The sequence below is a fragment of the Amycolatopsis keratiniphila genome (assembly GCF_000400635.2).
GTDB lineage: Bacteria > Actinomycetota > Actinomycetes > Mycobacteriales > Pseudonocardiaceae > Amycolatopsis > Amycolatopsis keratiniphila.
Map to the genome: position 1 here is coordinate 2,873,079 of NC_021252.1, position 25,713 is coordinate 2,898,791.

A 25,713-nucleotide genomic window follows, 5' to 3' on the forward strand; every position below is an offset into this window, starting at 1 on the left:
ACACGGCGGAGGTTAGCGGGGCACCATGACAGAAAACTCGTTCCCGTCGGGATCCGCCATCTCCACCTGTCCGTCGCGCCCGGCGCCGAGCCGGGCAGCGCCGAGCGAAACCAGCCGCTCGACTTCGGAAAGCGGGCCGGTCAAAACGAAACGCAGCCGGTTCGGTCCCGTCTTCGGCGTGAACGGCGGACCGCCCCAGGTGATCTTCGGGCCACCGTGCGGCGAGCGGATGGCGGTCTCCTGGTCCTGGTCCCACACCAGCGGCCAGCCGAGCGCCTTGCTCCAGAAGTAGCCGACCTCCTGCGAACCGTCGCTCGCGACGGCGCCGACGAAACCGCATTCGGCGAGGAAGTCGTTGCCCGGCTCGATGACGCAGAACTCGTTGCCCTCGGGGTCGGCGAGCACGACGTGCTTCTCTTCGGGAAGCTGGCCGACGTCGATGTGCCGTCCGCCGAGTTCGAGTGCCTTCGCGACCGTCCGGCGCTGGTCCTCCAGCGACTCGCTCGTCAGGTCGAAATGCATCTGGTTCTGACGGGTCTTCGGTTCGTCGCTTCGCACGAAACTCAGCCGGAAACCGGTCTCCTCGATCGCCCGGCCGAGCAGTCCGGACCAGAACCGTTCGAGAGCGTGCGGATCGTGCGCGGCGATGCGGAGCGCGTGCAGGGTGGCGGTCATAAGCGACGCTAAGAACAGCGGCGGCCGGTACGCAACCCGATTAAGGTCCGTGAAGGCCTCCTTCCCTACTCTCAGGGTAGGGAAGGAGGCCTTCACGGAACGGTCAGCAGGAGACGCCGGGACGTCCGTTCTCCACCCGCGCGGTCAGCGTCCGCAGGAACGACGGATCTCCGTCCGCCGTCACGCGAACGTCGTACCAGCCGCCGGAAACCGGCCAGTCGACCGTGACCGAACGTCCGGCCCCGACCCGCACGACCCGCGTGAAGCGTGAGGACGACAGCCGCAGCGTCAGCGCCGAAGTGCCCGAGTTGGACAGCTTGAATTCGACGCCCGAGCGCCACGTCAGGAACCGTGTCCGGACATCGACGCCGGCGGCGGCCCCGGACCGGCTCCCGCGCAGTTCCCACCACGACCGGTTCGGGCCCTGTACGACGACGCGGTACTCGTCACCGGGCAGCTTCACGAGTTCCGGTGCCTCGCCGCGCACATCGCGGTGCGCGGGCTCGGCGAACTCGCCTTTGTACGGGTACAGCGCGAAATGCGCCGAGGAAGAGCCGCTGTTGGCCAGCGAAAGCGCCAGATTTCCCGCTTTGTCGACCGCGCCGGACACCGAAACCTGGTATGGCAGCGGGCGGGACGGCCGGTTGCCGGGTTCGGCCACGGGCAGACTCTGCTCCGCCGGGGCGGACGGCCGCCAGCGGCTGATCGGCGCGGGCACAGGGCCGGGCCGGTTCACCCGCGGCTGACGACCGGCGCGCGAGAAGTCGAAGGCGCCGGTGAGGTCGCCCGCGACGGTCCGCCGCCACTTGCTGATGTTCGGCTCGGCGATCCCGGTCCAGCGCTCGAGGAACCGCAGCACCGAGGTGTGGTCGTACACGGTGGAATCGACGTGGCCGCCGATCGACCACGGCGAGACGACCGTCATCGGCACGCGCGGGCCGAAACCGAGCGGCTGGCCGTTGAAGTGGTCCGCGTCGTTCGCCGCGTTCCCGGGCGGCATCGGCGGCGGGACGTGGTCGAAATACCCGTCGTTCTCGTCGAAATTGATCAGCAGCACCGTCTTCGACCACGTTTCGCGGTCGGAGGCCAGCGCGTCGAGCACGCGGTAGATCAGGTTCGCGCTGCCGACCGGAGTGGACGCGCCGGGGTGCTCGGAGTCCTTCGCGGACGGCACCAGCCAGCTCACCGCGGGCAGCCGCCTCGCCTGGATGTCCGCCTTGAGCCGGGTCACCAGTGTCTCCGGCTCGCTGCGGTACATCGCCTTCGTGAACAGATTCCGCTCGGCGGGCGTCAGCTTGGCGACCCCGGCGTCGAACTGCGCCAGCAGTTTCGCGCGCTCCTCGGCGGTCTTCTTGGGCAGCGCGTCGTAGAACTCCTCGGTGGTGCGGAACTTCTCCTCGACCGAGGCGAGGATCTTCGTGCCGACCTTCTTGAACGGCACGAAGTACTCGACCGCGTTGTCGGTGAAGTTGTCCCACTCCTGATAGATCTGCCACGGCACGCCGGCGGCTTCGAGGCGCTCCGGGTACGTCGTCCAGTCGTAGCCCTTGTGGTCGTAGGAGTACGCCGCGTTCGTCACCGCGCGGTTGGTCGTGCTGCCCGGTTCGAATCCCGTCGTGCCGGTCCACAGGAAGTTCCGGTTCGGGTTCGTGGAACCGAAGATCGAGCAGTGGTAGGCGTCGCAGATGGTGAACGTGTCCGCGAGTTCGTACTGCAGCGCGATGTCGCGGCGCTCGTAGTAAGTCATGGTGGCGGGCGTCTTCGCCGCGATCCAGCCGTTGTTCCAGCCGCGCGCCCACGCCTTGCCGCTGCCGTTCCAGCTGTGGTCGAGGTCGCCGAGGTACTGGATGTCGTCCGCGTTCCGGCCGGCGAGTTCGGCCGCCTTGCGCACCGAGAACGGCAGCACCGTGCCACCGGCGGGATTCGGCTGCTCGAACACCGATCTCCCCGACGGCAGTTCGAGCGGTCGCGGGTCGGAGAAGCCACGGACACCGCGCAGGCTGCCGTAGTAGTGGTCGAACGACCGGTTCTCCTGCATGAGCACGATCACGTGCTCGATGGCGTCGAGCCCGCCCCGCCGCATGGGTTCGGCCATGGCGGCGTGCACGGACGGCGGGAGAAGCGTGGTGGCGGCCGCGGCGCCGGTGGCGCCCAGCAACGTACGGCGTGACAGTTCAGGCATGCCGGAACCTTGTCCCAGGAACATGAACGTCACAAGAACCGAACAGGTCGACTCGGAGTCGTAGCCGGGTGGTGACACCGCGTCGATCCGCCGTTCCGGGCTTGGTCCCGGGCCGTCGCTGTGTTTAGAGTATGCCGCCCGTACGAACCCCTGGATGGCCGTGTTTCCTGATCATCACAACGAAAACGAGAGCGGGGGAGACCCCGCGAGACCGGTGTTCGTCGACCCCAGCGGCCGTCGCCGCACCGTCGTCCGGCGGATCGCGATCGGTGCCTGCGCGGTCGTCGTCGGCTATGGGATCCTTCTCACGGCGGCGCTTTTCGGGGCGCCGACCCTGCCTTCCGCGCTGATCCCCGCGCCTCCGCCCGCGCCCTCGGCGACCACCGAGCCGCCGTCCGAGACGACTTCGTCCGGCCCCAGGTCCACATCTTCGCGGGCGGACCCGGCCGATGCGCCCGCCACCGAGCGTGCGCCGGTGGACACGAGCGCCGGCCGGACCACGCCGGTGAACCCCGCCTCGTCCAGGACGACGCCACCGGGGCTCACGAGCACCTCCTCGCCGGGCGCCGACCGCCGCAACAGCCGCGCGCCCGACGCCCCGCCGGGACAGACGAGGACCGCGCCACCCGGCAACGGGCACTGACCCCGAGGAAATCCACTTGCCCCACCATCGGCGATTGCCGCCGCCCAAGGCACATTGGGCGCTCCTGGCGACCCTGCTGTTCGCCGTCACCGTCCTGCTGGGATTGACCGCCCTGGTCGGCGGCCGGTTCGCCGCCGACGGGACGCACACGACAGAGGGCGGCGCGGCGGTCCCGGCCGCGGTACGCGACGGCGGCCCGATCATCGACCCGCGCGGAGCCGAGCCCGTCACCTCCCGGCTCCGGCCGAAGACGGTGGCGCTCACCTTCGACGACGGTCCCGATCCGGAGTGGACGCCACGGATCCTCGACGTCCTCGCCCGGCACGGGATCCACGCCACGTTCTTCGTGACGGGCGGGCAGGTGACGCGTCATCCCGGGCTGACGGCGGACATCGTCCACCGTGGCCACGAACTCGGGAACCACACCGCCACCCACACCGACCTCGGCGCCGCAGGGGACGTCCGGGCGCAGATCGAACTCCGCGCCACCGACCTCGCCATCGCCGGTGCCGCGGGGACGGGGACCTCACTGGTCCGGCCGCCTTATTCCTCGACCGCCGACGCGGTGGACGACGCGGGCTGGCGGGCGGCGAGCCGCCTCGGCGGCGAGGGCAGGCTGATCGTGCTGTCCGAACTCGACTCACGGGACTGGCAGCGGCCCGGCGTCGACGCCATCTCCGCCGCGATCACCCCGCGGACGGACGACGGCGCCGTCGTCCTCCTGCACGACGCGGGCGGCGACCGGTCGGAGACCCTCGCCGCGCTCGACCGCGTGATCCCCGAGCTCAAGGCCAAGGGCTGGCGGTTCGACACCGTCAGCGGGGCGGCCGGGCTCAGCGGGACCACGGCCGGAGTGGACGGGCTGACCCGCTTCGGCGGCTGGCTCCTGATCGCCGCCGTCCAGACGGGCGAAGCCCTCTCGACGGCCTTGGGCTGGTTGCTGGTCGCGGCGAGTGTGCTCGCCCTCCTGCGCACCGTCCTGGTCTTGGTCACCACGGCGATCCACGTCCGGCGGGGCAGGACCGCGCCGTCGCGCCCGCCGGTGCGGGAGCCGGTGACCGTGATCGTCCCCGCCTACAACGAGGCGGCCGGGATCGAGGCGACCATCCGCTCGATCCTCGCCTCCGACCACCATCCGACCTGGGTGATCGTCGTCGACGACGGGTCCACCGACGGCACCGCCGACGTCGTCGAGCGGCTCGCCCTGCGCCGGGTCACGCTGATCCGGCAACGGAACGCGGGCAAACCGGCCGCGCTCAACACCGGCCTCGCCGCCGCCCGCACCGAACTGGTGGTCATGGTCGACGGCGACACCGTGCTCGAACCCGGCACCGTCGGCGCGGTGATCCAGCCGTTCGCGGACCCGTCCGTCGGTGCGGTCTCGGGCAACGCCAAGGTCGCCAACCGCGGCGGGCTGCTCGGCCGCTGGCAGCACATCGAATACGTCATCGGCTTCAACCTCGACCGGCGGATGTACGACGTCGGCGAGTGCATGCCGACGGTGCCCGGCGCGGTCGGGGCCTTCCGCCGGTCGGCGGTGCTCGCGCTCGGCGGCGTCCCCGAGGACACCCTCGCCGAGGACACCGACCTCACGATGGCTCTGGAGCGCGACGGCTGGCGGGTGGTCTACGAACAGGAGGCCCGCGCCTGGACCGAGGCGCCCGCGACGCTGGGACAGCTGTGGAAACAGCGCTACCGGTGGTGCTACGGCACGCTCCAGGCGATCTGGAAGCATCGGGGCGCGGTCGTCGCCAAGGGTGCGGCGGGCAGGCTCGGCCGCCGCGGCATCCCGTATCTGCTGCTGTTCCAGGTGGCACTGCCCGTGCTCGGGCCGTTCGTCGACGTCGCCGCCCTCTTCGGCGTGCTGACCGGGGACTGGAAGACGGCCTTGCTGTACTGGTCGGTGTTCCTGCTGCTGCAGCTGGTCCCGGGCGTGATCGCCTTCCGGCTCGACCGGGAATCGCTGCGCCCGCTGCTTTTCCTTCCCCTGCAACAGTTCGTCTACCGCCAGCTGATGTACCTCGTGGTCATCCAGTCGGTGATGACGGCGCTGGCGGGTGCCCGGCTGCCCTGGCACAAACTCGACCGCCTCGGCCAGAGCGCTCCACCGAGGTCACTTGTGGACGCTGAGTGACCGTCCGGCGGGGTGGCACCGCCGGAAGGCCGCCTGCGCGGTAACCTCACGTGCACCAAGACCGCAGACCCTTGAGGAGGGCCCGTGTCGGCAGGGCAGATCGCCGCGCTGATCGCCGCAGGAGCATTCGTCGTACTCGTCGTGCTGCTGGCGATCGTGCTGTTCAAGCTCGGCCGGACCCTGGACGAGGCCACGATCGCCATCCGCAAGGCGCACGAGAACACCGACCCGCTGCTGATCGGTGCGAACGAGACGATCACGCACGTCAACACGCAGCTGGAGCGGGTCGACGGCATCACGGCCAACGCGCAGGCCGTGTCCGGCAACGTGTCCGCGCTGTCGTCGGTGTTCACCGCGACGCTCGGCGGGCCGCTGGTGAAGACGGCCGCGCTGTCCTACGGCCTCAGCAAGGCCATCAAGGCCCGCCGGAAGAAGGCGGAAGCGAAGGCGTCCCGACCGGCGAAGAAGCGAGGCCGCAAATGAAGCGCCTGTTCTGGCTCGGCGTCGGCGTGGTCGCCGGCGTCGCCCTATCACGCAAAGCGACGGAAACCGCTCGCCAGGCCACGCCCGCGGGGTTAGCCTCGAACCTGGGCGACGCCGTGCGGGAACTCGCGGGCGCCGTCGGTTCGTTCGGCGCGGAGGTCCGCGCCGGGATGAGCGAGCGGGAACAGGAGTTGCACGACATGGTGTCCGAACGGACCGGCTTGAGCACGGCCCCCGTGACCGAGGGCAGGCACGCGGCGTCGTCGCGGCGCCCGGTCCGGCGAGCTCGCCGGGCGGAGGGCTGATCCGGCCGCGTCCGGAAGCCCAGCCCTTCGCCGTTCCCGCCTGTCCGCATTCCCAGCGCCTTCGCGCGAGCCCGTATACAAGGACGATCCCGTGGAAACACACGAAATCACCCAGCGTTTTCTGAGCCATTTCGAGAACAAGGGACATACGCGCGTCCCCAGCGCGCCGCTGATCCTCGACGACCCGAACCTGCTGTTCGTCAACGCCGGCATGGTCCAGTTCAAGCCGTACTTCCTCGGCGAGGCCCCGCCGCCGTACCCGCGCGCGACCAGTGTCCAGAAATGCGTCCGCACGCCGGACATCGACGAGGTCGGCAAGACCACGCGGCACAACACCTTCTTCCAGATGGCCGGGAACTTCTCCTTCGGCGACTACTTCAAGGAAGGCGCCATCGAGGCGGCCTGGGAGCTGATCACCAAGCCCCAGAGCGAGGGTGGCTACGGCCTCGACCCGAACCGGATCTGGGCGACCGTCTACGAGGACGACTCCGAGGCCGCCGGCCTGTGGAAGAAGCTCACCGGCCTGCCCGGCGAGCGCATCCAGTCCCGTGACGGCAAGGACAACTACTGGGACATGGGCGTGCCCGGTCCCGGTGGCCCCTGCTCGGAGATCTACTACGACCGCGGGCCGGACTACGGCCGCGAGGGCGGCCCGGTCGCCGACGAGGACCGCTACATCGAGATCTGGAACCTCGTCTTCATGCAGGACGTGCGGGGCGACAAGAGCCCGAAGCACGGCCACAAGCCGATCGGCGAGCTGCCGAAGAAGAACATCGACACCGGCATGGGCGTCGAGCGCGTGGCGACGATCCTGCAGGGTGTCGAGAACGTCTACGAGACCGACCTCGTCCGCCCGGTGATCGGCCGCGCCGAGGAGTTCTCCGGCCGCCGTTACGGCTCCGACCACACCGACGACGTCCGCTTCCGCGTCATCGCCGACCACGCCCGCACCGGCGTGCTGCTCATCGGCGACGGCGTCACCCCGGGCAACGACGGCCGCGGCTACGTGCTGCGCCGCCTGCTGCGCCGCATCATCCGCTCCGCGCGCCTGCTCGGCGTGCACGAGCCGGTGCTGCCCGCCTTCGCCGCGGTCGTCCGCGACACTATGGGCCCGACGTACCCCGAGCTGGTCTCCGGGTTCGACCGCATCGAGGACGTCGTGCGCGTCGAGGAGGAGGCCTTCCTCTCCACGCTCACCAGCGGTTCGCGCATCTTCGACCTCGCGGCCGAGGAGACCAAGCGGTCCGGCGGTTCGCTGCTGGCCGGGGACAAGGCGTTCCAGCTGCACGACACCTATGGCTTCCCGATCGACCTGACCCTGGAGATGGCGTCCGAGCAGGGCCTGACCGTCGACGAAGAGGGCTTCCGCACGCTCATGAACGAGCAGCGGCAGCGCGCGAAGGCCGACGCGGCGTCGCGCAAGACCGGTCACGGCGACCTGTCCGAGTACCGCAAGGTGCTGGAGCAGCACGGCGAGACCGAGTTCCTCGGCTACACCGACCTGCAGGCCGAGGCGAAGGTCGTCGCGCTGCTGGAAGACGGCGTGCCGGTCTCCCGCGTCGGCGCGGGCAAGAAGGCGGAGCTGGTCCTGGACCGCACGCCGTTCTACGCCGAGAGCGGTGGCCAGGTCGCCGACACCGGCGTGCTGCTCGGCGACGGCGTCGAGCTCAAGGTCCACGACGTGCAGAAGATCGTGCCGGGCCTGTTCGTGCACCGCGTCGAGGTGCTCGACGGCGAGATCGGCATCGGCAGTGCGCTGACCGGTTCGGTCGACCAGCACCGCCGCCTGTCGATCGAGCGGTCGCACTCCGCGACGCACCTCGTGCACGCCGCCGTGCGCGGCGCGTACGGCAAGCGCGCGGCGCAGGCCGGTTCGCTGAACTCGCCGGGCCGGATGCGCTTCGACTTCACCACCTCCGGCGGGGTGTCGGCCGACGTGCTCACCGAGGTCGAGGAGGAGGTCAACGACTACCTCCAGACCAACGTCGAGGTGAACACCTTCGTCACCACGAAGGACAAGGCCCTCGAACTGGGCGCGGTCGCGCTGTTCGGCGAGAAGTACGGCAACGACGTCCGCGTCGTCGACATGGGCGAGTACTCCCGCGAACTCTGCGGTGGCACCCACGTCGACCGCATCGGCCAGCTCGGCCTGGTGAAGCTCGTGGGCGACTCGTCCATCGGTTCCGGCGTGCACCGCGTCGAGGCGCTCGTCGGCACGGACGCGCTCAAGTACGTCCGCAAGGAGCAGCTGCTCGTCTCGCAGCTCGCGAACACCTTCAAGGTGCCCTCGGAGCAGCTGCCGTCGCGGATCGACGACGTGCTCACCCGGCTCAAGAACGCCGAGAAGGAGATCGAGCAGCTGCGCACGCAGCAGGTGCTCGGCTCGGCGGGCTCGCTCGCGGACAAGGCCGAGGACATCGGCGGGATCGCGGTCGTCGCGGAGAAGCTCGGCGAAGGCGTCGACTCGAACGGTCTGCGCGCGCTGGCTTCGGACATCCGCGGCAGGCTCGGCGACCGGCCCGGCATCGTCGCGCTGTTCGCCCCGCAGGGCGAAAAGGTCGCCTTCGTCGTCGCCACCACGAAGGCGGCGCAACAGAAGGGCGTCGCGGCGGGCAAGCTCGTCCCGTCGTTCGCCGAGGCGATCGGCGGCCGTGGCGGCGGCAAGCCGGACATGGCACAGGGTGGGGGCACCAACCCGGCCGGGGCCGACCAGGCCATCGCCTCCCTGCGCGCGGCGGTCGCCCAAGTTGGCTGACGACGCCCCTCAGCGGCGCCCGGATCGGCCAGGGGAGTCCGATCCGGGGCGCGGCAGGCGGCTCGGGGTGGATGTCGGATCCGTCCGGGTCGGGATCGCGCTCAGCGATCCCGACCCCATCCTCGCGAGCCCGCTCGTTACCCTCACTCGCGACGCGGCGGGCGACAAGGACGTCGACCAGCTCGTCGAACTCGTCACGGAACACGACGTGGTCGAAGTCGTCGTCGGCTTGCCGAGGACGCTCAAGGACCGTCACGGCCCCGCGGCCGAGGCGGCACTCGACTACGCCGGAAAGCTCGCCGCCAGGATCGCCCCGGTACCGGTGCGACTGGCCGACGAGCGGTTGACCACGGTGACGGCATCCAGGATGCTGTCGCAGCGTGGGGTGAAGGGACGTAAGCAACGTGCCGTCGTCGATCAGGCGGCCGCGGTCGAGATCCTGCAGGCGTGGATCGACGCGGTAGCGGCACATCGCGCACGGAAGGGCGATACATGACCGAGCCCCACGGCCGGCCCGAACGCCGTCAGGGCGGTAGACGACGGTTGCGGGAGCCTGAGGAGGCCATTCAGCCACCGGCCCCGCCGCGTCGACGGCCCGAACCCCAGCCGACGGGACGACGGCACATCCGGGAAGAACCGCCCGTACGGCGTCCGGCGGAGGAACCGCCGCGTGCCCGCCGGTCGCCGGAAGAGCCACCACCGCGTGCCCGGCGCGCCGCCGACGAGCCGCCGCCCCGGGCACCGCGTCCGGCCCCGGCCAGGCGGGCTCCGGAACAGGCGGTCCCGCCGCCACCTCCCGCGCCGCAGCGGCGGTCCCCCCAGCCGGGTGACCGGGGTCTTGGCATGCCCGCCTATGCCCAGGACGAGGCGCCCCGTCCCGGCCGCCGCAGGCGCCACGAGGACGACGGCCCGCTCCCGGACGAGCGGCCGACCGACGTCCTCCCCGCGATCCAGGAGGCGCCGCTGGCACGGCGTCCCGGCGCGGCTCCCTCTTCGCCGCCTCAGGGCAGCGAAGAGGAGTACAACGAGATCTTCGGCGACGACGCGTACGACGACTATGACGAGTACGACGACTACGAGGATTACGAGGACTACGACGACGAGGACCGTGCCGAGCCGGAGCGCATCGAGGACGAGCGCTCGGAACGTCAGGGACCGCCGCCCAAGAAGCGCAAGAAGAAGCGCGCGCTGGGCTGGATCGCCGCGCTGACGGTGCTCGTCCTGCTCGCCGGCGGCGCCTACTACGGCTTCACCGAAATCTTCGGCTACGAAGACTACGAGGGCACCGGCGAGAGCGACGTACTCGTCCAGGTGGAGAAGGGCGACTCGACGTCGGCGATCGGCAACCGGCTCCAGGCGGCCGGGGTGGTCGCCAGCGGCAAGGCGTTCGTGAAGGCGGGCGAGGACAACACCGCCGTCTCGCGGCTCCAGCAGGGCTACTACGTCATGAAGACGAAGATGTCCGGGGCCAGCGCGGTCGAGAAGATGATCGCTCCCGCGTCGAAGGTCGGCCAGGTCGAGATCCGGCCGTACACCCAGTTCCACGACATCACCCAGCCCGACGGCAAGGTCACACCCGGGGTGTACACGTTGCTGTCCAAGGCTTCCTGCGCCGACTTGAACGGCACGAGCACCTGTCTCCCGGTCGAGGAACTGCGCAAGACGATCGAGACGGCGGATCTGGCGAAACTGGGCGTCCCGGCGTGGGCCGTCGAGCCGGCCACGAAGGCGGAGCACAAGGACCGGCGCCTCGAAGGACTGATCGCCCCGGGTATCTACAACATCAAACCCGGCTGGACGGCCGAAGAACTGCTCACCTACGTCGTGAAGGCGTCGGCGGACCGGATCCTCAACGCCGGGCTGAGCGAGCAGTCGAAGGGCGAGGGCAAGTCGCCGTACGAGACGCTGATCATCGCATCGATCGTCGAACGCGAGGCGGTGAAGGCCGACTTCGGGAAGATCTCGCGGGTCATCTACAACCGGATCGACGAGAAGATGCGGCTCGAGATGGACTCGACGGTCAACTACGTCCTCGACCGGCCGACCCTGCTCACCAAACCCGAGGAACGGGAAAAAGCGGGCGCGTACAACACGTACAAATCCGTCGGCCTGCCACCGACGCCGATCGCCGTCCCGAGCGCCGAGGCGATCCAGGCCGCGCTGAAGCCGGCCGCGGGCGAGTGGATCTTCTTCGTCAAGTGCGAGAAGAACGGGCTCTCGTGCTTCGCGGTGACGAACGACGAGCACAACAAGAACAGGTTGGACGCGCAGAAACGTGGTGTCTACTAGCCGCAAGGCCGCGATCCTCGGGAAACCGGTCGAACACTCGCTCTCGCCCGTGCTGCACGGCGCCGCCTTCCGCGCGCTGGGCCTGGACGGCTGGACCTACGAGCGGGTCGAGATGGACGGTCCCGGGTTGCCCGCGTTCGTCGACGGCCTCGGCCCGGAGTGGGCCGGGCTGTCGGTGACGATGCCCGGGAAACGGGCCGCGCTGGAGTACGCCGGCGAGGTCACGCCGCGTGCGGCGGCGGTCGGTGCGGCGAACACGCTGGTGCGCCGGGAAACCGGCTGGCTGGCGGACTGCACCGACGTCGACGGGGTCACCGAGGCGTTGCGGATCGCGGGGGAGTACTCGCCCGGTGCCGACGACGCCGCCGTCGTACTCGGTGCGGGCGGGACGGCCGCCGCGGCCGTCGTCGGGCTGGCCTCGCTCGGCGTGCGGACGGTCCGGCTCGTCGTGCGGGATCCGGCGCGGGCGGCGGAAACGGTCGAGGCGGCTCAGCGGGCCGGTCTCGACGTCGAGGTCCTGCGCTGGGCCGAGGCCGACTTCGGGAAGCTCGCGGCGGATTCGGCGGTGCTGGTGAACACCGTGCCCCCGGACGCCGTCCGGCCGCATCTGGCGGAGCTGTCCGGGATCGGATGCGTTCTCGACGTCATCTACCACCCCTGGCCGACCGCGCTCGCCGAAGCCGTCGCCGAGCGGGGCGGCCGGCTCGCGACCGGACTGGACATGTTGCTGCATCAGGCTTTCGGGCAGTCCGAGTATTTCACCGGGCAGCCGGCGCCGCGGGCGGAGATGCGGGACGCGCTGCGCGAGGCGACCGGCGGGATCCTTGCTCTGCCGATCGGCTGAGCGGACACCCGCACGGCCCGGCGTGGGCTGAAGGCTCCCTTCACCGCATCAGATGCGGCGAAGGGAGCCTTCAGCCCACGCACATCAGCAAAAACCGCCCAAACCTGCGCCAAGCAGACATTCACGGACTGGTGAGCGGAAACTTTCTTCGGTGAAAGCGCCTGACAAGATCGCGCTGGTTCGATAATCTGGCCGACTGCCTCGAGAGGGGCGTCGCGGCAACCAGGTGACCACCGCGCGCGCCCCTGGCCGAACGGCCCCGCGATCTCGGCGGCAGGGCGCTCTTGATGGGGGACGGGACGTCTTGTTCCTACTCGCGCCCTGGCGACGTGATCGCGTCGCGCGCAGAGCTCGCGAAGAGTGCTGAGGAAGGAACGAGGGGTCGATGCCCAAACCCGATCGAGACCACTACACCGAAGAAGACATCAACAACTCGTGGGTCGATGAGGCTCCGGTACTGAATTCCACCGTCACCCTGGCCGAATACGACCCGGAGTGGCCCGAGCTGTTCGACCGGGAAGCCAAGCGCATCAGGGGGATCCTGGGGGAACGCGCGCTGGTCCTGGAGCACGTCGGCTCCACGTCGGTGCCGGGACTGTGCGCGAAACCGATCATCGACATCATGCTGATCGTCGCGGATTCGGACGACGAAGACGCCTACGTGCCGCAGCTGGAGGCCGAGGGCTACAAGCTCGTCATCCGCGAGCCGGACTGGGAGAAGCACCGCTGCTTCAAAGGCCCGGACACGAACGTCAACCTGCACGTCTACTCGCCGGACAACGGCCAGACCGAGCGCTACCGCCTCTTCCGTGACCGTCTCATCGCGCACGAGGACGAGCTGAAGCTCTACGAGGCCAAGAAACGCGAACTGGCGTCGCGCACCTGGAAGTACATCCAGCACTACGCCGACGCCAAGAACGAGGTGATCGACGAGATCATCGAGCGGGCGCGCGCGGCCCAGTACGACGGCTTCGCGCGGCTCTACGCGGCGCACGCCGAAACCAGTACCACCAACGCCCACTACGACCGTCCCGCCATCGTGGAGCTGGCCGGGGACGTGGCGGGCAAACGGGTGCTGGACGTCGGCAGCGCGGCGGGACACCTCAGCGCCCTGCTCGCCGAGAAGGGCGCGGACGTCCTCGGCGTCGACGCGAGTTCGGGGATGGTCGCCGTCGCCAGGGAGAAGTTCGGGCACGTCGCCCGCTTCGAGACGGCGGACGTCTCGCGGCCGATGTCCTTTGTGGAGGACGCGTCGATCGACGTCATCACGGCGTCGCTGGTGCTGCACTACCTGAAGGAGTGGGGCCCGGCGCTGGCGGAGTTCCGGCGGGTGCTCAAACCCGGCGGGCTGCTGGTGTTCTCGGTGCATCATCCGGGCGAGGACTGGCGGTGGTTCGGCAAGCGGAACTACTTCCAGCTCGAACTGCTGGAGGACGAGTTCCCGGCCGGACAGCGGGTGCGGTTCTACCGGCGGCCGTTGAGCTGGACGTTCGGCGCGGTGCGGGACGCCGGGTTCGCCGTCGACAGGCTGGTCGAGCCGATGCCGGACGAGGCGGTCGCCGAATCGGACCCGAAGTGGTACGCGAAGCTGCGGACCGAGCCGCGGTTCCTGTACTTCCGGACCGTCCGGGAGCCCTGACTCGTCAGGGTGCCCGATTCGGGCGTTTCGTGCGGGGTCGTGAGTGCTAATGAGGGTTAGAACCACCCGAATCACTCACGACCCCTGCGCAAAACGACCAAATCAGGCACTTTGCCGCTAAAAGTGTCCCTTGTGGACACTCGCGACCCGGAAACCGTGCGGAGGTGTCAATCGGACAACGCGTCCTCGGAGGCTGTCGCTCTGGCCGGCTCTGCCGTCTTGGGGCGGCCCCAGCGGCATTCAGAGGACTAAACGCGCGTCAAGCGATGTCGTCCCGCTTGGAAAGGTCCCGGATCAGCGAAACGATCTCCCGGCTGACCGGCCGCAGCACCCGCAACCGCGAAAGCCCCACCAGCCGTGCGATCAGCGGCACCGTCCGCTCCACCAGGATCCGGCTGCGTTTCTGCCCGGCGGACCGGTCGTGGACCCAGAACAGCACGACCCCCATCTGATACAGCCACAGCAGATCCGGCAGGTCGTCGCGCAGGTCCGGGTCGAGTTTGACGTCGGAGTCGGCGATGACGTCGCGCATCAGGCCGACGGAGGCGTCACGGGCCGGCGAAGACTCCTCGCTGAACGGGCTCAGCGGAGAGTCCGGGTCGGCGGCGTTGACGAAGAACTGGGTGCCGAAGCGGTGATACGGCTCGGCGACGTCGAGCCAGGTGAGCAGGACGGTCTTGAGCCGCGCGCTGAAGTCCCGCTCACCTTCGATCGCTTGACGCGCGGACGTCAGGTGCGCCTTCGCGATCTCGTCGTAGAAACCCTGGATCAGCTGGTCTTTCGAGGCGAAGTAGTAGTAGGCGTTCCCGACCGAGACGCCCGCTTCCGCGGCGATGGCCCGCATGGTCGTGCGGTCGTAGCCGTTCTCGGCGAACAGCCGCAACGCGGTCGCCACGATCAGTGACCTGGTTTCCTCACTCTTCGCCACCACTGCACGTTATCCGGTCAGGGCGCCGGGTGCGGAGCGGGCGCCGGGTAGCCGGGGTAGGGCGGCGGCACCGGCGCGGGCCGTTCGGCGGCGTGGTTGAGGTGCTTGCGCCGGATCCCGTTGAACACCAGCACGTTCCCGACGTGCATCACGCCGAGCACGAGCGCCACGGTGCCGACCTTCACCGACAGCATCTCGAAGACGTCGCGCGCGTCGAGGACGGTGTCGTCGCTGGTCAGGAACAGGGTCACGAAACCCAGGCTGACCAGGTAGAACCCGACGACGAGCAGCTGGTTCACCGATTGCGCCAGCGCTGGGTTGTCCGGGAAGACGTCTTCGAGGAACGTCTTGCCGTGCTTGCTCAGCGTGCGGGCGACCAGCACGGTCAACGGAACGGTGACGGCCAGGTAGAGGGCGTAGGCCACGACTACGGGTTGCATGGGGACCTCCTTTTTGAACGTGTTCAAGAAGAACCGTAGCCCAGATTTTGAACGCGTTCAAGAGACGCTGTTCACCTGAACCTCACCCCACCGGCCACGAGGGATGCGTAAGGTCGCCTCGAACTCTGGAGGTAAGACCGTGAAACGCATCGCCGCCGTGCTCACGTCGGGCGCCTTGCTGGCCGGCACGCTGCTGGCCGCCACACCGGCGGAAGCCGCCGTCGGGAAGAACGTCCGCTTCGCGACGTACAACGCTTCGCTCAACCGCGGAGCCGCCGGCCAGCTCGTGACCGATCTGTCGCAGCCGGGCAACGCGCAGGCGAACGAGGTCGCCGAAGTGATCCAGCGCAACCGGCCCGACGTGCTGCTGATCAACGAGTTCGACTACGTGCCCGGCAACCGCGCCGCGGACCTGTTCCGCGAGAACTACCTGAAGCGCGGCCAGAACGGCGCCGCCCCGATCGACTACCCGTACGCCTTCACCGCGCCCTCGAACACCGGCGTCGCGACCGGCTTCGACCTCGACCGCGACGGCAAGGTCGGCGGCGGCAGCGACGCGCACGGCTTCGGCCTCTTCGAGGGCCAGTACGGCATGCTCGTGCTGTCCAGGTACCCGATCGACACCGACGGCGTGCGGACGTTCCAGAAATTCCTCTGGAAGGACATGCCGGGCGCGCTGCTGCCGGACGACCCGGCCACCGCGGCGCCGAACGACTGGTACTCGCCGCAGGCGCTCGACGTACTGCGCCTGTCGTCGAAGTCCCATTGGGACGTTCCGATCCGGATCGGCCGCTCGACCGTGCACTTCCTGGCCGCGCACCCGACGCCGCCCACCTTCGACGGTCCCGAAGACCGCAACGGCACCCGCAACAACGACGAGATCCGCTTCTGGGCGGACTACGTGACCCCGGGCAAGGGCCGCTACATCCACGACGACCGCGGCCGCCGCGGCGGGCTGGGCGCGCACGAGAAGTTCGTCGTCGCCGGCGACCACAACTCCGACCCGCTCGACGGCGACAGCGTCCCGGGCGCCATCTCACGCCTGCTGAACGCGCCTCGCGTCATCGAGACCAGGCCGGGCAGCGAAGGCGGTGTACGGGCCGCTCAGGACCAGGCGGGCGCCAACATCGGCCAGAAGGGCGACCCGTACCACGACACCGGCGACTTCAACGACAAGGCGCCGGGGAACCTGCGGATCGACTACGTCCTGCCGTCGAAGGGCCTGATCCCCTGGCGTGCCGAGGTCTTCTGGCCGCTGCCCGAGTCACCGCTGGCCCGGCTCAACGACGCTTCGGACCACCACCTGGTGCGTGTCGACGTGTTCGTTCCTCGCTGGTAGGACTCAGCGGGAGCCGAGCAGCGCCGCGCCCGGGCCGGTCAAGGTGGCCAGCCCGGCGCTCCGGCCGCTCACGGACAGCAGCAGGTCGACGAGCGGGCCCCGGACCTCCTCGGGGCCCGTCCCACCGGCCCACCCGGCGTCGGTGGCGATCAGCCGGAGACCCTTGCAGCGTTTTTTCGCGCCCCAGAACGGGCTGACGAGCAGGTGCTCCAGCGCCGCGATGGCGGGCTCCTCCGGCATCGGCCGGGCGATACCGAGCGGGCGGGCGACGTCCTGGCCGTGAATGAGCACGTCGGCGAGCGGGTCGATCGGTTTGGCGCCGGGCGAACGGCGGGCCGAGCCGGCGTCCTCGCGGATCTGGGCGACGAGTTCGGCGGGGGAGAACCGCGCGCCGTAGGCGATGGCCTGGTCGGTGTTCATCCGATCCCAGTCGCCCTTGGCCTTCACGATGCCGACGAGGGTGTCCTTAAGCCGGTTCCTGGTGGTCTGCGCGAGATGGCCGGCCATCGCGCGGACCGTCCACTCCGTACACAGCGTCTTCGCCGACCAGTCCTGCTCGTCGAGGCTCTCCAGCAGATCCGCGAAGCTCCGCCGTTCGGTCTCGGTCCAGGCCAGGATCCCGCCGTCGTCCATCCCGCTCCTCCGCTCGGAGACACACTTCGCCGCCATGGAACCACAGGCCTCGCCGTTCGGGTTCTTCGAAAGAGCTGAACTAGCCTGAGGGTATGAAGATCGCGATTCTCGACGACTACCAGGACGTGGCGCTCGGTTTCGGGGACTGGGATTCCCTCGGCGCCGAGATCGAGGTGTTCACGAAGCCGTTCGCGGATCCCGCCGACGTGGTGGGCCGCCTGCGTGACTTCGACGTCGTGGTGGCGATGCGCGAACGAACCCGCTTCCCCGCCGAGGTCCTCGACCGGCTGCCCGCGCTCAAGCTGCTGGTGAGCACCGGCCACCGCAACGCCGCGATCGACGTGGCCGCCGCCCGGCGCAACGGCGTGGTCGTCTCGTCCACCGGGTACATCGCGGCCCCCGCGGCCGAGCACACCTGGGCGCTGATCCTCGCCGCCGCCCGGAACGTGCCGGTGGAGTCGCGGAACATGCGCGACGGTGGCTGGCAGACCACCGTCGGCACGATCCTGTCCGGCAAGACGCTCGGCCTGCTCGGGCTCGGCAGGCTCGGGGCGGGCGCGGCCAAGGTCGGCCAGGCGTTCGGGATGGAGACCATCGCGTGGAGCCCGAACCTGACCCAGGAGAAGGCCGACCCGCACGGGGTGACCGCGGTGTCGAAGGACGAACTGTTCGCCCGCGCGGACGTCCTGTCGATCCACCTCGTGCTCGGCGACCGCAGCCGCGGGCTGGTCGGCGCGTCCGAACTCGCCGCGATGAAGCCGACGGCGATGCTGGTCAACACCTCGCGCGGGCCGATCGTCGACGAAGCCGCGCTGGTGGACGCCCTGCGCCGCAAGGAGATCGCGGTCGCCGCGCTGGACGTCTATGACGTGGAGCCGTTGCCGTCGGAGCATCCGTTGCGGACGCTGGACAACGTCGTGCTCACCCCGCACATCGGCTACGTCACCCGTGAGGCCTACGAGATCTTCTATCGCGACGCGGTCGAGGACATCGCGGCCTTCCAGGCGGGTTCACCGATCCGCGTCATGGAGTGAGCCTGCGTGTGGCGAGCTGCACGAGCCACCACACGGCCGTGCCCGCCGCCAGGCTGAGCGCCAGCACGACCGGCGCCGGAAGATGCGGGAGGAGGGCGGGGAAGACCGTCCAATGCGTCAGATAGATGTAGAGCGAAGCGCTCGCGAGCAGCCCGAGCGCGCCGACCGCCACACCCGGCACCGGGACGCGGACCTGGAACAGCACCAGCACCAGCCCGCCCAGCACCACGGCCTCCCACAGCGGGTCGCCGACCATCCCGGGGACGAGCAGGAAACCGAACGCCAGCACGACGGCCCGCTGCGTGCCCGTGCGCGCCTTGTGGGCGAGCCAGCCGAGCGCGAAGAACCAGACCGTGCCGAGGGTCGTCCAGTGCAGTTCGGGGAACGACGGCGCCTCGCCGAGACTCACCCGGAGCAGGAGCCCGGCGCCGAGCGCGACCAGTGCCGTGGCGAACCCGTGATCCCGCTCGGCACGGCGCACGGCCGGGATCGCGAACACCAGTGACAGCGCCAAGAACGCGTGCACGAGGACTTCGACGAACCAGTACCCGTATGCGCCGGTGAGGGTGAAGTTGTTGATCAGCAGCACATTCGTCCACGACACGTCGTCGGTGACGGCGAGCCGGTAACCGAGCCAGGCGACCGCGGGCACGGCGATCGGCAGTGCGGCGCGGGCGATCCGCGTCGCGGTGCCGGGCAGCACGAACCGGGCGAAGTTCCAGCCAGCCACGATCAGCAGAAGATGTGCGCCGCCGTGGACGGTGAACAGCTCCATATGCGTGCCCACGATGAAGACGATCGCCAGTGCGCGCAGGAGGACGTTGGTCTCCAGCGTCGCCCACCGCGAGGGCGTCGCGCGCAGACGCTCGAGTTCCGAGACCGGCGTGTCCGGCCAGTCGTCGGGAAGCCGTCCGAGCACACGTTCCAGCGCGATCGACATCCTGACGTAGGAAAGGGAATCGCCGCCCAGCCCGACGAAGGTCGCGTCACCGGGGATGTCGCGGCGGCCGAAGACGGCGGCGAACGCCTGGCGTACGGATCCAGGCTCCGCGCTCGCCGGTTCCCCCGCCGCGGCGATGGCCCGGTAGTCGGGTTTTCCGTTGGGCAGCAACGGGAATTCGCGCATGCGGCGGACGACGACGCTCGACGGCGGCAGGCCGAACCGGGCGCGGACGAGGGCGGCCGCCCGCTCCGCGGACCGGTGGACGGCGACCACCACCCGGGTGTCGTCACCCGCGGCCACCGCCTCGATCCCGGCCTCGGCGAGGAGACGTTCCACCCGGTCGAGGTCGACTCGCAGCCCGAACGGCTTGACGAAGCGGCTCTTGCGGCCGGTCACCTCGTACAGCCCCGCCGGGTTCCGCCGCCCGAGGTCGCCGGTCGGGAGTTCGTGGACCGTCCGGCCCAAAGCAAGGTCCGCGGGGGTGTGCGCGTAGCCGAGCATCACGTTCGGACCGCGATAGATTAGCTCCCCGTCGTCGGCGAGACCGAACTCACCGCCCGGGACGGGCAGGCCGATCGCGGCGGGGTGTGTGCTCGCCAGCTCCGGCGGCAGATAGGCCATCCGGGCGGTGGCCTCGGTCTGGCCGTACATCACGAAGAACCGCCAGCCGCGCCGCTTCCCGAGTTCGGCGTACCCGGCCACCTTCGCGGGATCGAGCCGGCCACCCGCCTGCGTGACATAGCGGAGATCGGGCAGTTCGAGCCGATCGAACCCGGCCCGGTCGAGCAGGGCGAAGGTGTGCGGGACACCATGCAGGCTCGTCGCGCGCCGGTCCTTCACCAGCGTCCAGAACGCGGGATCGAGGACGGACCGCTCGGTCAGCAGCAGGCACGCGCCGCGCAGGAGGTTGCTGTTCACCACGGAAAGCCCGTAGCAGTAGGACAGCGGCAGCGCGGCGACGGCGCGGTCGTCGGCCCGGATGTCGAGGTACTCGGCGATGGCGGCGGCGTTGGCCCGCAGGCTTTCGGCCGACAGGCGCACCAGTTTGGGGGAGCCGGTGGATCCCGAGGTGGAGAGCAGCAGCGCCAGCTCGGGATGCAGTTCGTGCGCGGTGCCCGGCCGCCGCTCGATCAGGCCGCCGTCGATGACGACGTCCGGATCGTAGCTCTCCATCAGCGTGCCCGCCTGGCCGCGGGGGACCAGCAGCACGGGATGTCCGCCGCGGAGCGCCGCGAGGTAGGCCACCAGGGTGTCGACGTCGTTGGCGGCGGCCAGCAGCACCAGCCTGCGTACCGGGCCGAGCCGATCGGCCACAGTGGACACTCGCCGGTCCAGGTCCCGATAGGTCAGCGCCGAGCCGTCCGGGTCGATCAGCGCGGTCCGGTCGCCGTGGACCGCCAGATCGCCGAGGAAGCCGAGATCGGCCGCTCTGGTCATGCCGGCTCCCCGGCGAAGAACAAGGCAGGGCCGGACACCCGCACGCGGACCTCGTCGCCGGGGGAGATCCCGAGCGGTCCTTGGACACGTTGGCGCACCCGCTCGCCTCCGGCGAGCCGCAGCGAAACGGTGGCGTCGTGCCCGTGGAACCGGACATCGTCCACTGTGGCCGGCACGCCGTCGGCACCGGCGTGCAGTTGTTCCGGGCGCAGCAGAACGGTTCCGCCGCCGCTGCCCTGGACGGGAAGCCTGCCCAGCGGTGTGTCCACCGTCCCGTTTTCCGCGTGCCCGGGGAAAGTGACCGCCTCGCCGACGAAGAGCGCGACACCGAGATCGGCGGGCCGGGCGTAGATCTCTTGCGGTGTCCCGAGTTGGGCGACGACACCGTCGCGCAGCACGGCGACCAGATCGGCCATGCCGAGCGCCTCCTCCTGGTCGTGCGTCACGAGCAACGCCGTCGCGCCGAACGCGCGCAGCGCCGCGCGCACGTCCACCCGGAGTTCGTCGCGCAGACCGGCGTCGAGTGACGAGAAAGGCTCGTCCATCAGCACGACACCCGGCCTCGGCGCGAGCGCGCGGGCGAGCGCGACCCGGCGTTGCTGCCCGCCGGACAGTTCACCGGGTTTCCTCGCCTCGTAACCGGAAAGCCCGACCAGAGCGAGGAGTTCGCCGATCCGGCCGTCGCGCCGTCCGGCGCGGGACAAGCCGAAACCCACGTTGCCCGCGACGCTCAGATGCGGGAACAGGGCGCCCTCCTGCGGCACGATCCCGATGCCGCGCCGCTCCGGCGGCACGTGCGCGGCTCCGCCGGCGAGCAGCCTGCCGCCGAGGCGCACCTCGCCGTCGCGGACCGGATGGAACCCGGCGAGCACCCGCAGCAGGGTCGTCTTCCCGCAGCCGGACGGGCCGAGCACCGCCACGAGCCCGCCCTCGGGAACCCGCAGATCCAGCCCGCGCAGCACCGGTTCCGGTCCGTACCCGGCGATCAGGCCCTTCACGTCCAAGCCGCTCATCGCGTCACTCCTCGCAGGAACCGGTCGAGGACGACGGCCGGGACGGCCGCCACCACCAGCAGGACCGCCGCGTAGGGCGCGGCCGCGGCGTAGGCGCCGATCTCGGTCTTGGTCCACAGTTCGGTGGCCAGCGTGTCCACCCCGGTCGGCCGGAGCAGCAGGGTCGCGGGCAGTTCCTTGGCGCAGGTCAGGAAGACGAGCGCCGCGCCTGCCAAGATGCCCGGAGCCGCCAGCGGCACGGTGACTAGCAGACGGGTGGCCGAGCGGCCCCTCCCGAGCGACCGTGAGACGTCTTCCAGTACCGGTGGCGCGTGCGCGACGGCGGTCCGCACCGCGCTCACCGCCAGCGGGAGGAAGAGCACCGCGTAGGCGAAGGCCAGCATCGACGTCGTCTGATAGAGCTCCGGCAGCACGCGGATCCCGAAGAACACCAGCGCCAGTCCGACCGTGATACCCGGCAGCGCGTGCCCGGCGAAGCTCGCCAGCTCCATCCCGCGGACGAGCGGTCCCCGTTGCCGTGCCGCGAGGATCCCGACCGGCAGGGCGAACACGATGGTGAGGAGCGCGCCGGAGGCCGCCACCGCCACGGTGTTCCCGGCTGTCGAAAGCAGATCGCCGCCCGCGGCCGAACTGCCCGCGGCCAGCCATCGGACGAGGCTGGCCACCGGCACGCCGAGGGCGAGCAGGAGCACCGCCGCCGTCCCTGCCACCGCCGGGATCTTCGCCCCGCCCAGCGGAACGCGGACGGGCTCGCGATCCCCTCGGCCTCCGGTCTGGCCCCGCGCGCGCCGTTCGCCGACGGTCAGCAGGATCGCGAGGACGACCAGGACGCAGCCGAGGATGGCGGCGGGCGTCCGGTCGAAGGTGCCGCGATAGCTGGTGTAGATGCCGAGGGTGAACGCCTCGAACCGCATCAGCGACACCGCGCCGAAATCGCTCAGCACGTACAGCGCGACCAGCAGCCCGCCCGCGGTGGCCGCGGGCCGGATCTGGCGCAGGGTCACCGAGAAGAACGTCCGCGTGCTCGTGCGGCCCAGCGACCGCGCGACCTCTTCGACCGCCGGATCCGCGGTGCGCAGTGCCGCCGCGACGGGAAGCAGGACATACGGGTACGACACCAGCGTCAGCACCAGGAAGGCGCCCCAGAACCCGGTCAGCCCGGGGGCCAGCGCCAGCCAGGTGAACCCGGCGACGTACGACGGCACGGCCAGCGGCAGCACCAGGAGGATCCCGGCGGACCGGCGTCCCGGCAGGTCGCTGCGCACGACGAGCCACGCGGTGAGCACGCCGAGGACCAGGCAGGCCGCGGTGACCGCGGCCGCCAGCGCGACACTGCGCGCGGCGAGGTCGAAGGTGCGGGACCGCCACAGGACCCGCCACACCTCGTCCGCCCCGCGGTCGAACGAGCGGACCGCGAGGTAGCCGAGCGGCGTCACCGCCGCGGCCGCGACCAGGACACCGAGCGTCGTCAGTGCGGGGGCGGCCCGGAAGACGCCTTTCAGGACAGGCCCGTTTCCTGAAGCAGCGCGACGGTCTGCTGAAGCGACGACAGCTTGGAGAGATCGATGTCGGGACCGTGCAACTCGGTGAGCGGAGGCAACCGGTGCTTCGACGCCTTCACCGCCGGGACGGCCGGGTACTCCGCGGTGACGTCGGCGAAGTGCCGTTGCGCCTCCTCGGAAAGCAGGAACCGGACGGCCTTCAGCGCGGCTTCCTGGCGGTCTGTCCCTTCCACGACACCGGCCCCGGCGACGTTCACCAGGCCGAGAGGGTCACCGCCGTGGACGTAGTGCAGCTTCGCCCGCACCGCGCCGGCGCCCGCCTCGGCGACCTTGGCGTACCAGTAGTAGTGGTTGATCAACCCGGCGGGAAGCTGGCCGTCGTTGACGGCGTTGAGGATCGCGACGTTGTTGTCGAACCGCTTCGGGTCGTTCGCGGCGAACTTGCGCAGCCAGTCGCGGGCGAAGTCCTCGCCCTTGAGGACCCGGACCGACGTCACGAACGCCTGCCAGGAGCCGTTGGTCGGGGCGAACCCCAGCCTGCCCTTCCACTTCGGGTCGACGATGTCGTCGAGGCTCTTCGGCAGGTCGGCTTCGGCGACCGCGCGCGGGTCGTAGGCCACGACCCGCACCCGGGCCGAGGTGGCGACCCAGCGGCCGTCGTCGGCGCGATACCCGGCGGGCACCAGGCCCAGGACGTCGCCGGGGAGAGTGGCGAGCCTGCCCTGGCCCGCGACCGCGCCGAGCGCGCCCGCGTCCTGGGCGAAGAAGACGTCCGCCTGGGTCCGCTCACCCTCTTCGAGCAGCTGCGCGGCCATCTCGCCGCTGCCGCCGTAGCGCACTTCGACGGGGGTCCCGGTGGCCTGCTTCAGCCGGTCGAGGAGCCCGCCGACGAGCTCCTTGTTGCGTCCGGAGTAGATCACCAGCGCGTCGGATTCCTCCGCGCTGTCGCAGGCTGCGACGGAAGTCGCCAGCAACGCCGCGACGAACAGGACGACGGCTACCCGGACCACAGCCACGGGGTCCTCCTTCGATCAGCCCCCACGGTTGTGTCGCGGCTAAGGTAAAGCTCACCTAATGGACTGACAAGGCATTGTGGCCATTGCGTGATGCAACCTCGGTCACGTCACCCGCTCGGGTGGTGGCCGGGTTTCAGGTTGGTTATTTGCCCAGCCAGGCCGCACTCACGCGAGTCACGTCTTTGCTCACGCCGCGCCTGTGTGCCCAGTCCGTGAAGGCCGCCTTGAGGGACTCAGAGTCCCTCAAGGAGGCCTTCACGGACTTTGGACCGGATGGGTACAGAGGACACGGTTGGCTCTGACCGAATCGCCACCCTTCCTTGCGCCAGGAGCAAGGAAGGGGGCCTTCACGCGCTGCCGTTATGACTGTTGTGGTTGCTGGTGAAGCACCCTTGGTTCCAACCCGAAACGCCACTCACGACCCACCGGGCCATCCGGTCACCCGTCGCGTTCACCCAGCTCGGCCAGCACGGCGTCGGTGTACGGCGGCCAGACCTCGGCCGCCCACGGGCCGAAGGCGCGGTCGGTGAGCGCGACGCAGGCCGCGCCGGCGTCGGGATCGACCCAGAGGAAGGTGCCCGACTGCCCGAAGTGGCCGAAGGTCCGCGGCGAGCTCGCCGCGCCGGTCCAATGTGGACTCTTGTGGTCGCGGATCTCGAAGCCGAGGCCCCAGTCGTTCGGCTTCTGGTGGCCGAAGCCGGGCAGGACACCGGAAAGCCCGGGGAAAACCACGGAAGTCGCCTCGCGCACCGTCTCAGCCGCGATGAGCTTCGGAGCCTGCAGTTCGGCGGCGAACGCGACCAGGTCGTCCACAGTGGACTCCGCGCCCGAAGCGGGGGAGCCGGTCAGCTTGGTCGACTTCATGCCCAGCGGCTGGAAAAGCGCTTCCGCCTGATAGTCGGCGAAGGGGATGCCGGAATGCTCGGTGAGCGCGTCGGCGAGCTGTTCGAAGCCGGCGTTGGAGTACAGGCGCCGGTTGCCGGGCGCGGCCATCGGCTTGTGCTCGTTGAAGGCCAGGCCCGAGGTGTGCGCGAGCAGATGCCGGATCGTGGAGCCCTCCGGCCCGGCGGGGGTGTCGAGTTCGACGACGCCCTCTTCGATGGCGATCAGCGTAGCGTAGGCCGTGAGGGGTTTGGTCACCGACGCCAGCCGGTACACCTTCGTCGGGTCGCCGTGCGTGCCCAGCACGTCACCGGCGGCGGTCACCACGGCCGTGGCGGCGTTGTCCACCGGCCACTGTTCGATCCTGCGCACGCTTTCCATGCCCAACACCCTACGAAGCCCGGGCCGGTCGGGGCGGCCCGGGCTTCGCAGAGGTCGGGGGCGGAGCTGGAGATCTACCACTCAAGCGACCGTACGCGTGGACCCGCCCCGGCCGAAGGCCCCGCTATCGCGGTGGCAGGGCGCCTCGTCCACATCCGTGACGTGGATGATCAGGTGGCGCCCTGCCGACGTCGATCGCGGTCGCGGGTTCACCAC

At 70.1% G+C, this 25,713-nt stretch carries 21 protein-coding genes; 11 read left to right on the forward strand and 10 right to left on the reverse strand.

The annotated features are described in order from the left end of the window. Positions 1 to 12: 12 nt before the first annotated feature. Positions 13 to 675 (reverse strand): VOC family protein, encoded by a 663-nt coding sequence (locus AORI_RS54475; protein ID WP_016333059.1) that lies wholly within the window; start codon positions 673 to 675, stop codon positions 13 to 15. Between the two features lie 103 nt (positions 676 to 778). Next, complete coding sequence (locus AORI_RS54480) at positions 779 to 2,857, reverse strand: phosphocholine-specific phospholipase C (protein ID WP_043848019.1); 2,079 nt, start codon at positions 2,855 to 2,857, stop codon at positions 779 to 781. 154 nt (positions 2,858 to 3,011) lie between these two features. Between AORI_RS54480 and AORI_RS83300 the strand changes: the two genes are divergently transcribed. The 9 genes from AORI_RS83300 (at position 3,012) to AORI_RS54525 (ending at position 13,949) form a co-directional block, all read left to right on the forward strand. After that, positions 3,012 to 3,500, forward strand: a complete 489-nt coding sequence (locus AORI_RS83300) for a hypothetical protein (RefSeq protein ID WP_123798377.1) — start codon at positions 3,012 to 3,014, stop codon at positions 3,498 to 3,500. Positions 3,501 to 3,534: 34 nt separating this feature from the next. Further along, positions 3,535 to 5,634, forward strand: a complete 2,100-nt coding sequence (locus AORI_RS54490; protein ID WP_228688347.1) for a bifunctional polysaccharide deacetylase/glycosyltransferase family 2 protein — start codon at positions 3,535 to 3,537, stop codon at positions 5,632 to 5,634. 84 nt (positions 5,635 to 5,718) lie between these two features. After that, positions 5,719 to 6,117: a DUF948 domain-containing protein gene (locus tag AORI_RS54495; RefSeq protein WP_007031187.1), complete on the forward strand. Its 399-nt coding sequence runs from the start codon at positions 5,719 to 5,721 to the stop codon at positions 6,115 to 6,117. Beyond that, entirely contained in the window at positions 6,114 to 6,422 is a 309-nt protein-coding gene (locus AORI_RS54500; RefSeq protein WP_016333063.1) for a hypothetical protein, read from the forward strand. Before AORI_RS54495 ends, AORI_RS54500 begins: the two co-directional genes overlap by 4 nt. A gap of 91 nt (positions 6,423 to 6,513) precedes the next feature. Then, entirely contained in the window at positions 6,514 to 9,177 is a 2,664-nt protein-coding gene (alaS, locus tag AORI_RS54505; RefSeq protein ID WP_016333064.1) for an alanine--tRNA ligase, read from the forward strand. Continuing rightward, on the forward strand, positions 9,170 to 9,673 hold the full coding sequence (gene ruvX, locus AORI_RS54510; RefSeq protein ID WP_043848020.1) for a Holliday junction resolvase RuvX: 504 nt from the start codon (positions 9,170 to 9,172) through the stop codon (positions 9,671 to 9,673). Before alaS ends, ruvX begins: the two co-directional genes overlap by 8 nt. Positions 9,674 to 10,020: 347 nt before the next feature. Then, positions 10,021 to 11,466, forward strand: a complete 1,446-nt coding sequence (gene mltG / locus AORI_RS54515) for an endolytic transglycosylase MltG (protein WP_016333066.1) — start codon at positions 10,021 to 10,023, stop codon at positions 11,464 to 11,466. Beyond that, positions 11,453 to 12,310, forward strand: coding sequence for a shikimate dehydrogenase (locus AORI_RS54520; protein WP_016333067.1), 858 nt, complete (start codon positions 11,453 to 11,455; stop codon positions 12,308 to 12,310). The genes mltG and AORI_RS54520 overlap by 14 nt, the downstream gene beginning before the upstream one ends. A 385-nt stretch (positions 12,311 to 12,695) precedes the next feature. After that, positions 12,696 to 13,949 carry a GrpB family protein gene (locus AORI_RS54525; protein WP_016333068.1) on the forward strand — a complete coding sequence of 418 codons (1,254 nt, stop codon included), beginning with the start codon at positions 12,696 to 12,698 and terminating at the stop codon, positions 13,947 to 13,949. Between the two features lie 259 nt (positions 13,950 to 14,208). On the opposite strand, the gene AORI_RS54530 is transcribed toward AORI_RS54525, so the two are convergent. Together AORI_RS54530 and AORI_RS54535 are read right to left on the reverse strand one after the other, a co-directional pair. Further along, on the reverse strand, positions 14,209 to 14,877 hold the full coding sequence (locus tag AORI_RS54530) for a TetR/AcrR family transcriptional regulator (RefSeq protein ID WP_043848726.1): 669 nt from the start codon (positions 14,875 to 14,877) through the stop codon (positions 14,209 to 14,211). A gap of 17 nt (positions 14,878 to 14,894) precedes the next feature. Beyond that, a complete protein-coding gene (locus tag AORI_RS54535) occupies positions 14,895 to 15,317 on the reverse strand; it encodes a hypothetical protein (protein WP_016333070.1) in 423 nt (140 codons plus the stop codon). A 139-nt stretch (positions 15,318 to 15,456) separates the two neighbouring features. Between AORI_RS54535 and AORI_RS54540 the strand changes: the two genes are divergently transcribed. Beyond that, positions 15,457 to 16,656, forward strand: coding sequence for an endonuclease/exonuclease/phosphatase family protein (locus AORI_RS54540; protein ID WP_016333071.1), 1,200 nt, complete (start codon positions 15,457 to 15,459; stop codon positions 16,654 to 16,656). Between the two features lie 3 nt (positions 16,657 to 16,659). On the opposite strand, the gene AORI_RS54545 is transcribed toward AORI_RS54540, so the two are convergent. Next, positions 16,660 to 17,289, reverse strand: coding sequence for a maleylpyruvate isomerase family mycothiol-dependent enzyme (locus tag AORI_RS54545; RefSeq protein WP_016333072.1), 630 nt, complete (start codon positions 17,287 to 17,289; stop codon positions 16,660 to 16,662). A gap of 92 nt (positions 17,290 to 17,381) precedes the next feature. On the opposite strand from AORI_RS54545, the gene AORI_RS54550 reads away from it, so the two are divergent. Continuing rightward, positions 17,382 to 18,323: a D-2-hydroxyacid dehydrogenase family protein gene (locus AORI_RS54550; RefSeq protein ID WP_016333073.1), complete on the forward strand. Its 942-nt coding sequence runs from the start codon at positions 17,382 to 17,384 to the stop codon at positions 18,321 to 18,323. Here AORI_RS54550 and AORI_RS54555 read toward each other — a convergent pair. From AORI_RS54555 to AORI_RS54575, 5 genes are all read right to left on the reverse strand, one after another. Continuing rightward, the gene (locus tag AORI_RS54555; RefSeq protein ID WP_016333074.1) at positions 18,313 to 20,703 is read right to left on the reverse strand and encodes an AMP-binding protein; all 2,391 of its coding nucleotides are present in this window, start codon (positions 20,701 to 20,703) and stop codon (positions 18,313 to 18,315) included. The two genes, AORI_RS54550 and AORI_RS54555, sit on opposite strands and share 11 nt — an antisense overlap. Further along, positions 20,700 to 21,716 carry an ABC transporter ATP-binding protein gene (locus AORI_RS54560; RefSeq protein ID WP_016333075.1) on the reverse strand — a complete coding sequence of 339 codons (1,017 nt, stop codon included), beginning with the start codon at positions 21,714 to 21,716 and terminating at the stop codon, positions 20,700 to 20,702. The genes AORI_RS54555 and AORI_RS54560 overlap by 4 nt, the downstream gene beginning before the upstream one ends. Then, on the reverse strand, positions 21,713 to 23,152 hold the full coding sequence (locus AORI_RS54565) for an ABC transporter permease (protein WP_016333076.1): 1,440 nt from the start codon (positions 23,150 to 23,152) through the stop codon (positions 21,713 to 21,715). The genes AORI_RS54560 and AORI_RS54565 overlap by 4 nt, the downstream gene beginning before the upstream one ends. A 62-nt stretch (positions 23,153 to 23,214) precedes the next feature. After that, positions 23,215 to 24,234: an iron ABC transporter substrate-binding protein gene (locus AORI_RS54570; RefSeq protein WP_016333077.1), complete on the reverse strand. Its 1,020-nt coding sequence runs from the start codon at positions 24,232 to 24,234 to the stop codon at positions 23,215 to 23,217. A 438-nt stretch (positions 24,235 to 24,672) separates the two neighbouring features. Continuing rightward, the gene (locus AORI_RS54575; protein WP_016333078.1) at positions 24,673 to 25,497 is read right to left on the reverse strand and encodes a serine hydrolase domain-containing protein; all 825 of its coding nucleotides are present in this window, start codon (positions 25,495 to 25,497) and stop codon (positions 24,673 to 24,675) included. Positions 25,498 to 25,713: the final 216 nt, after the last annotated feature.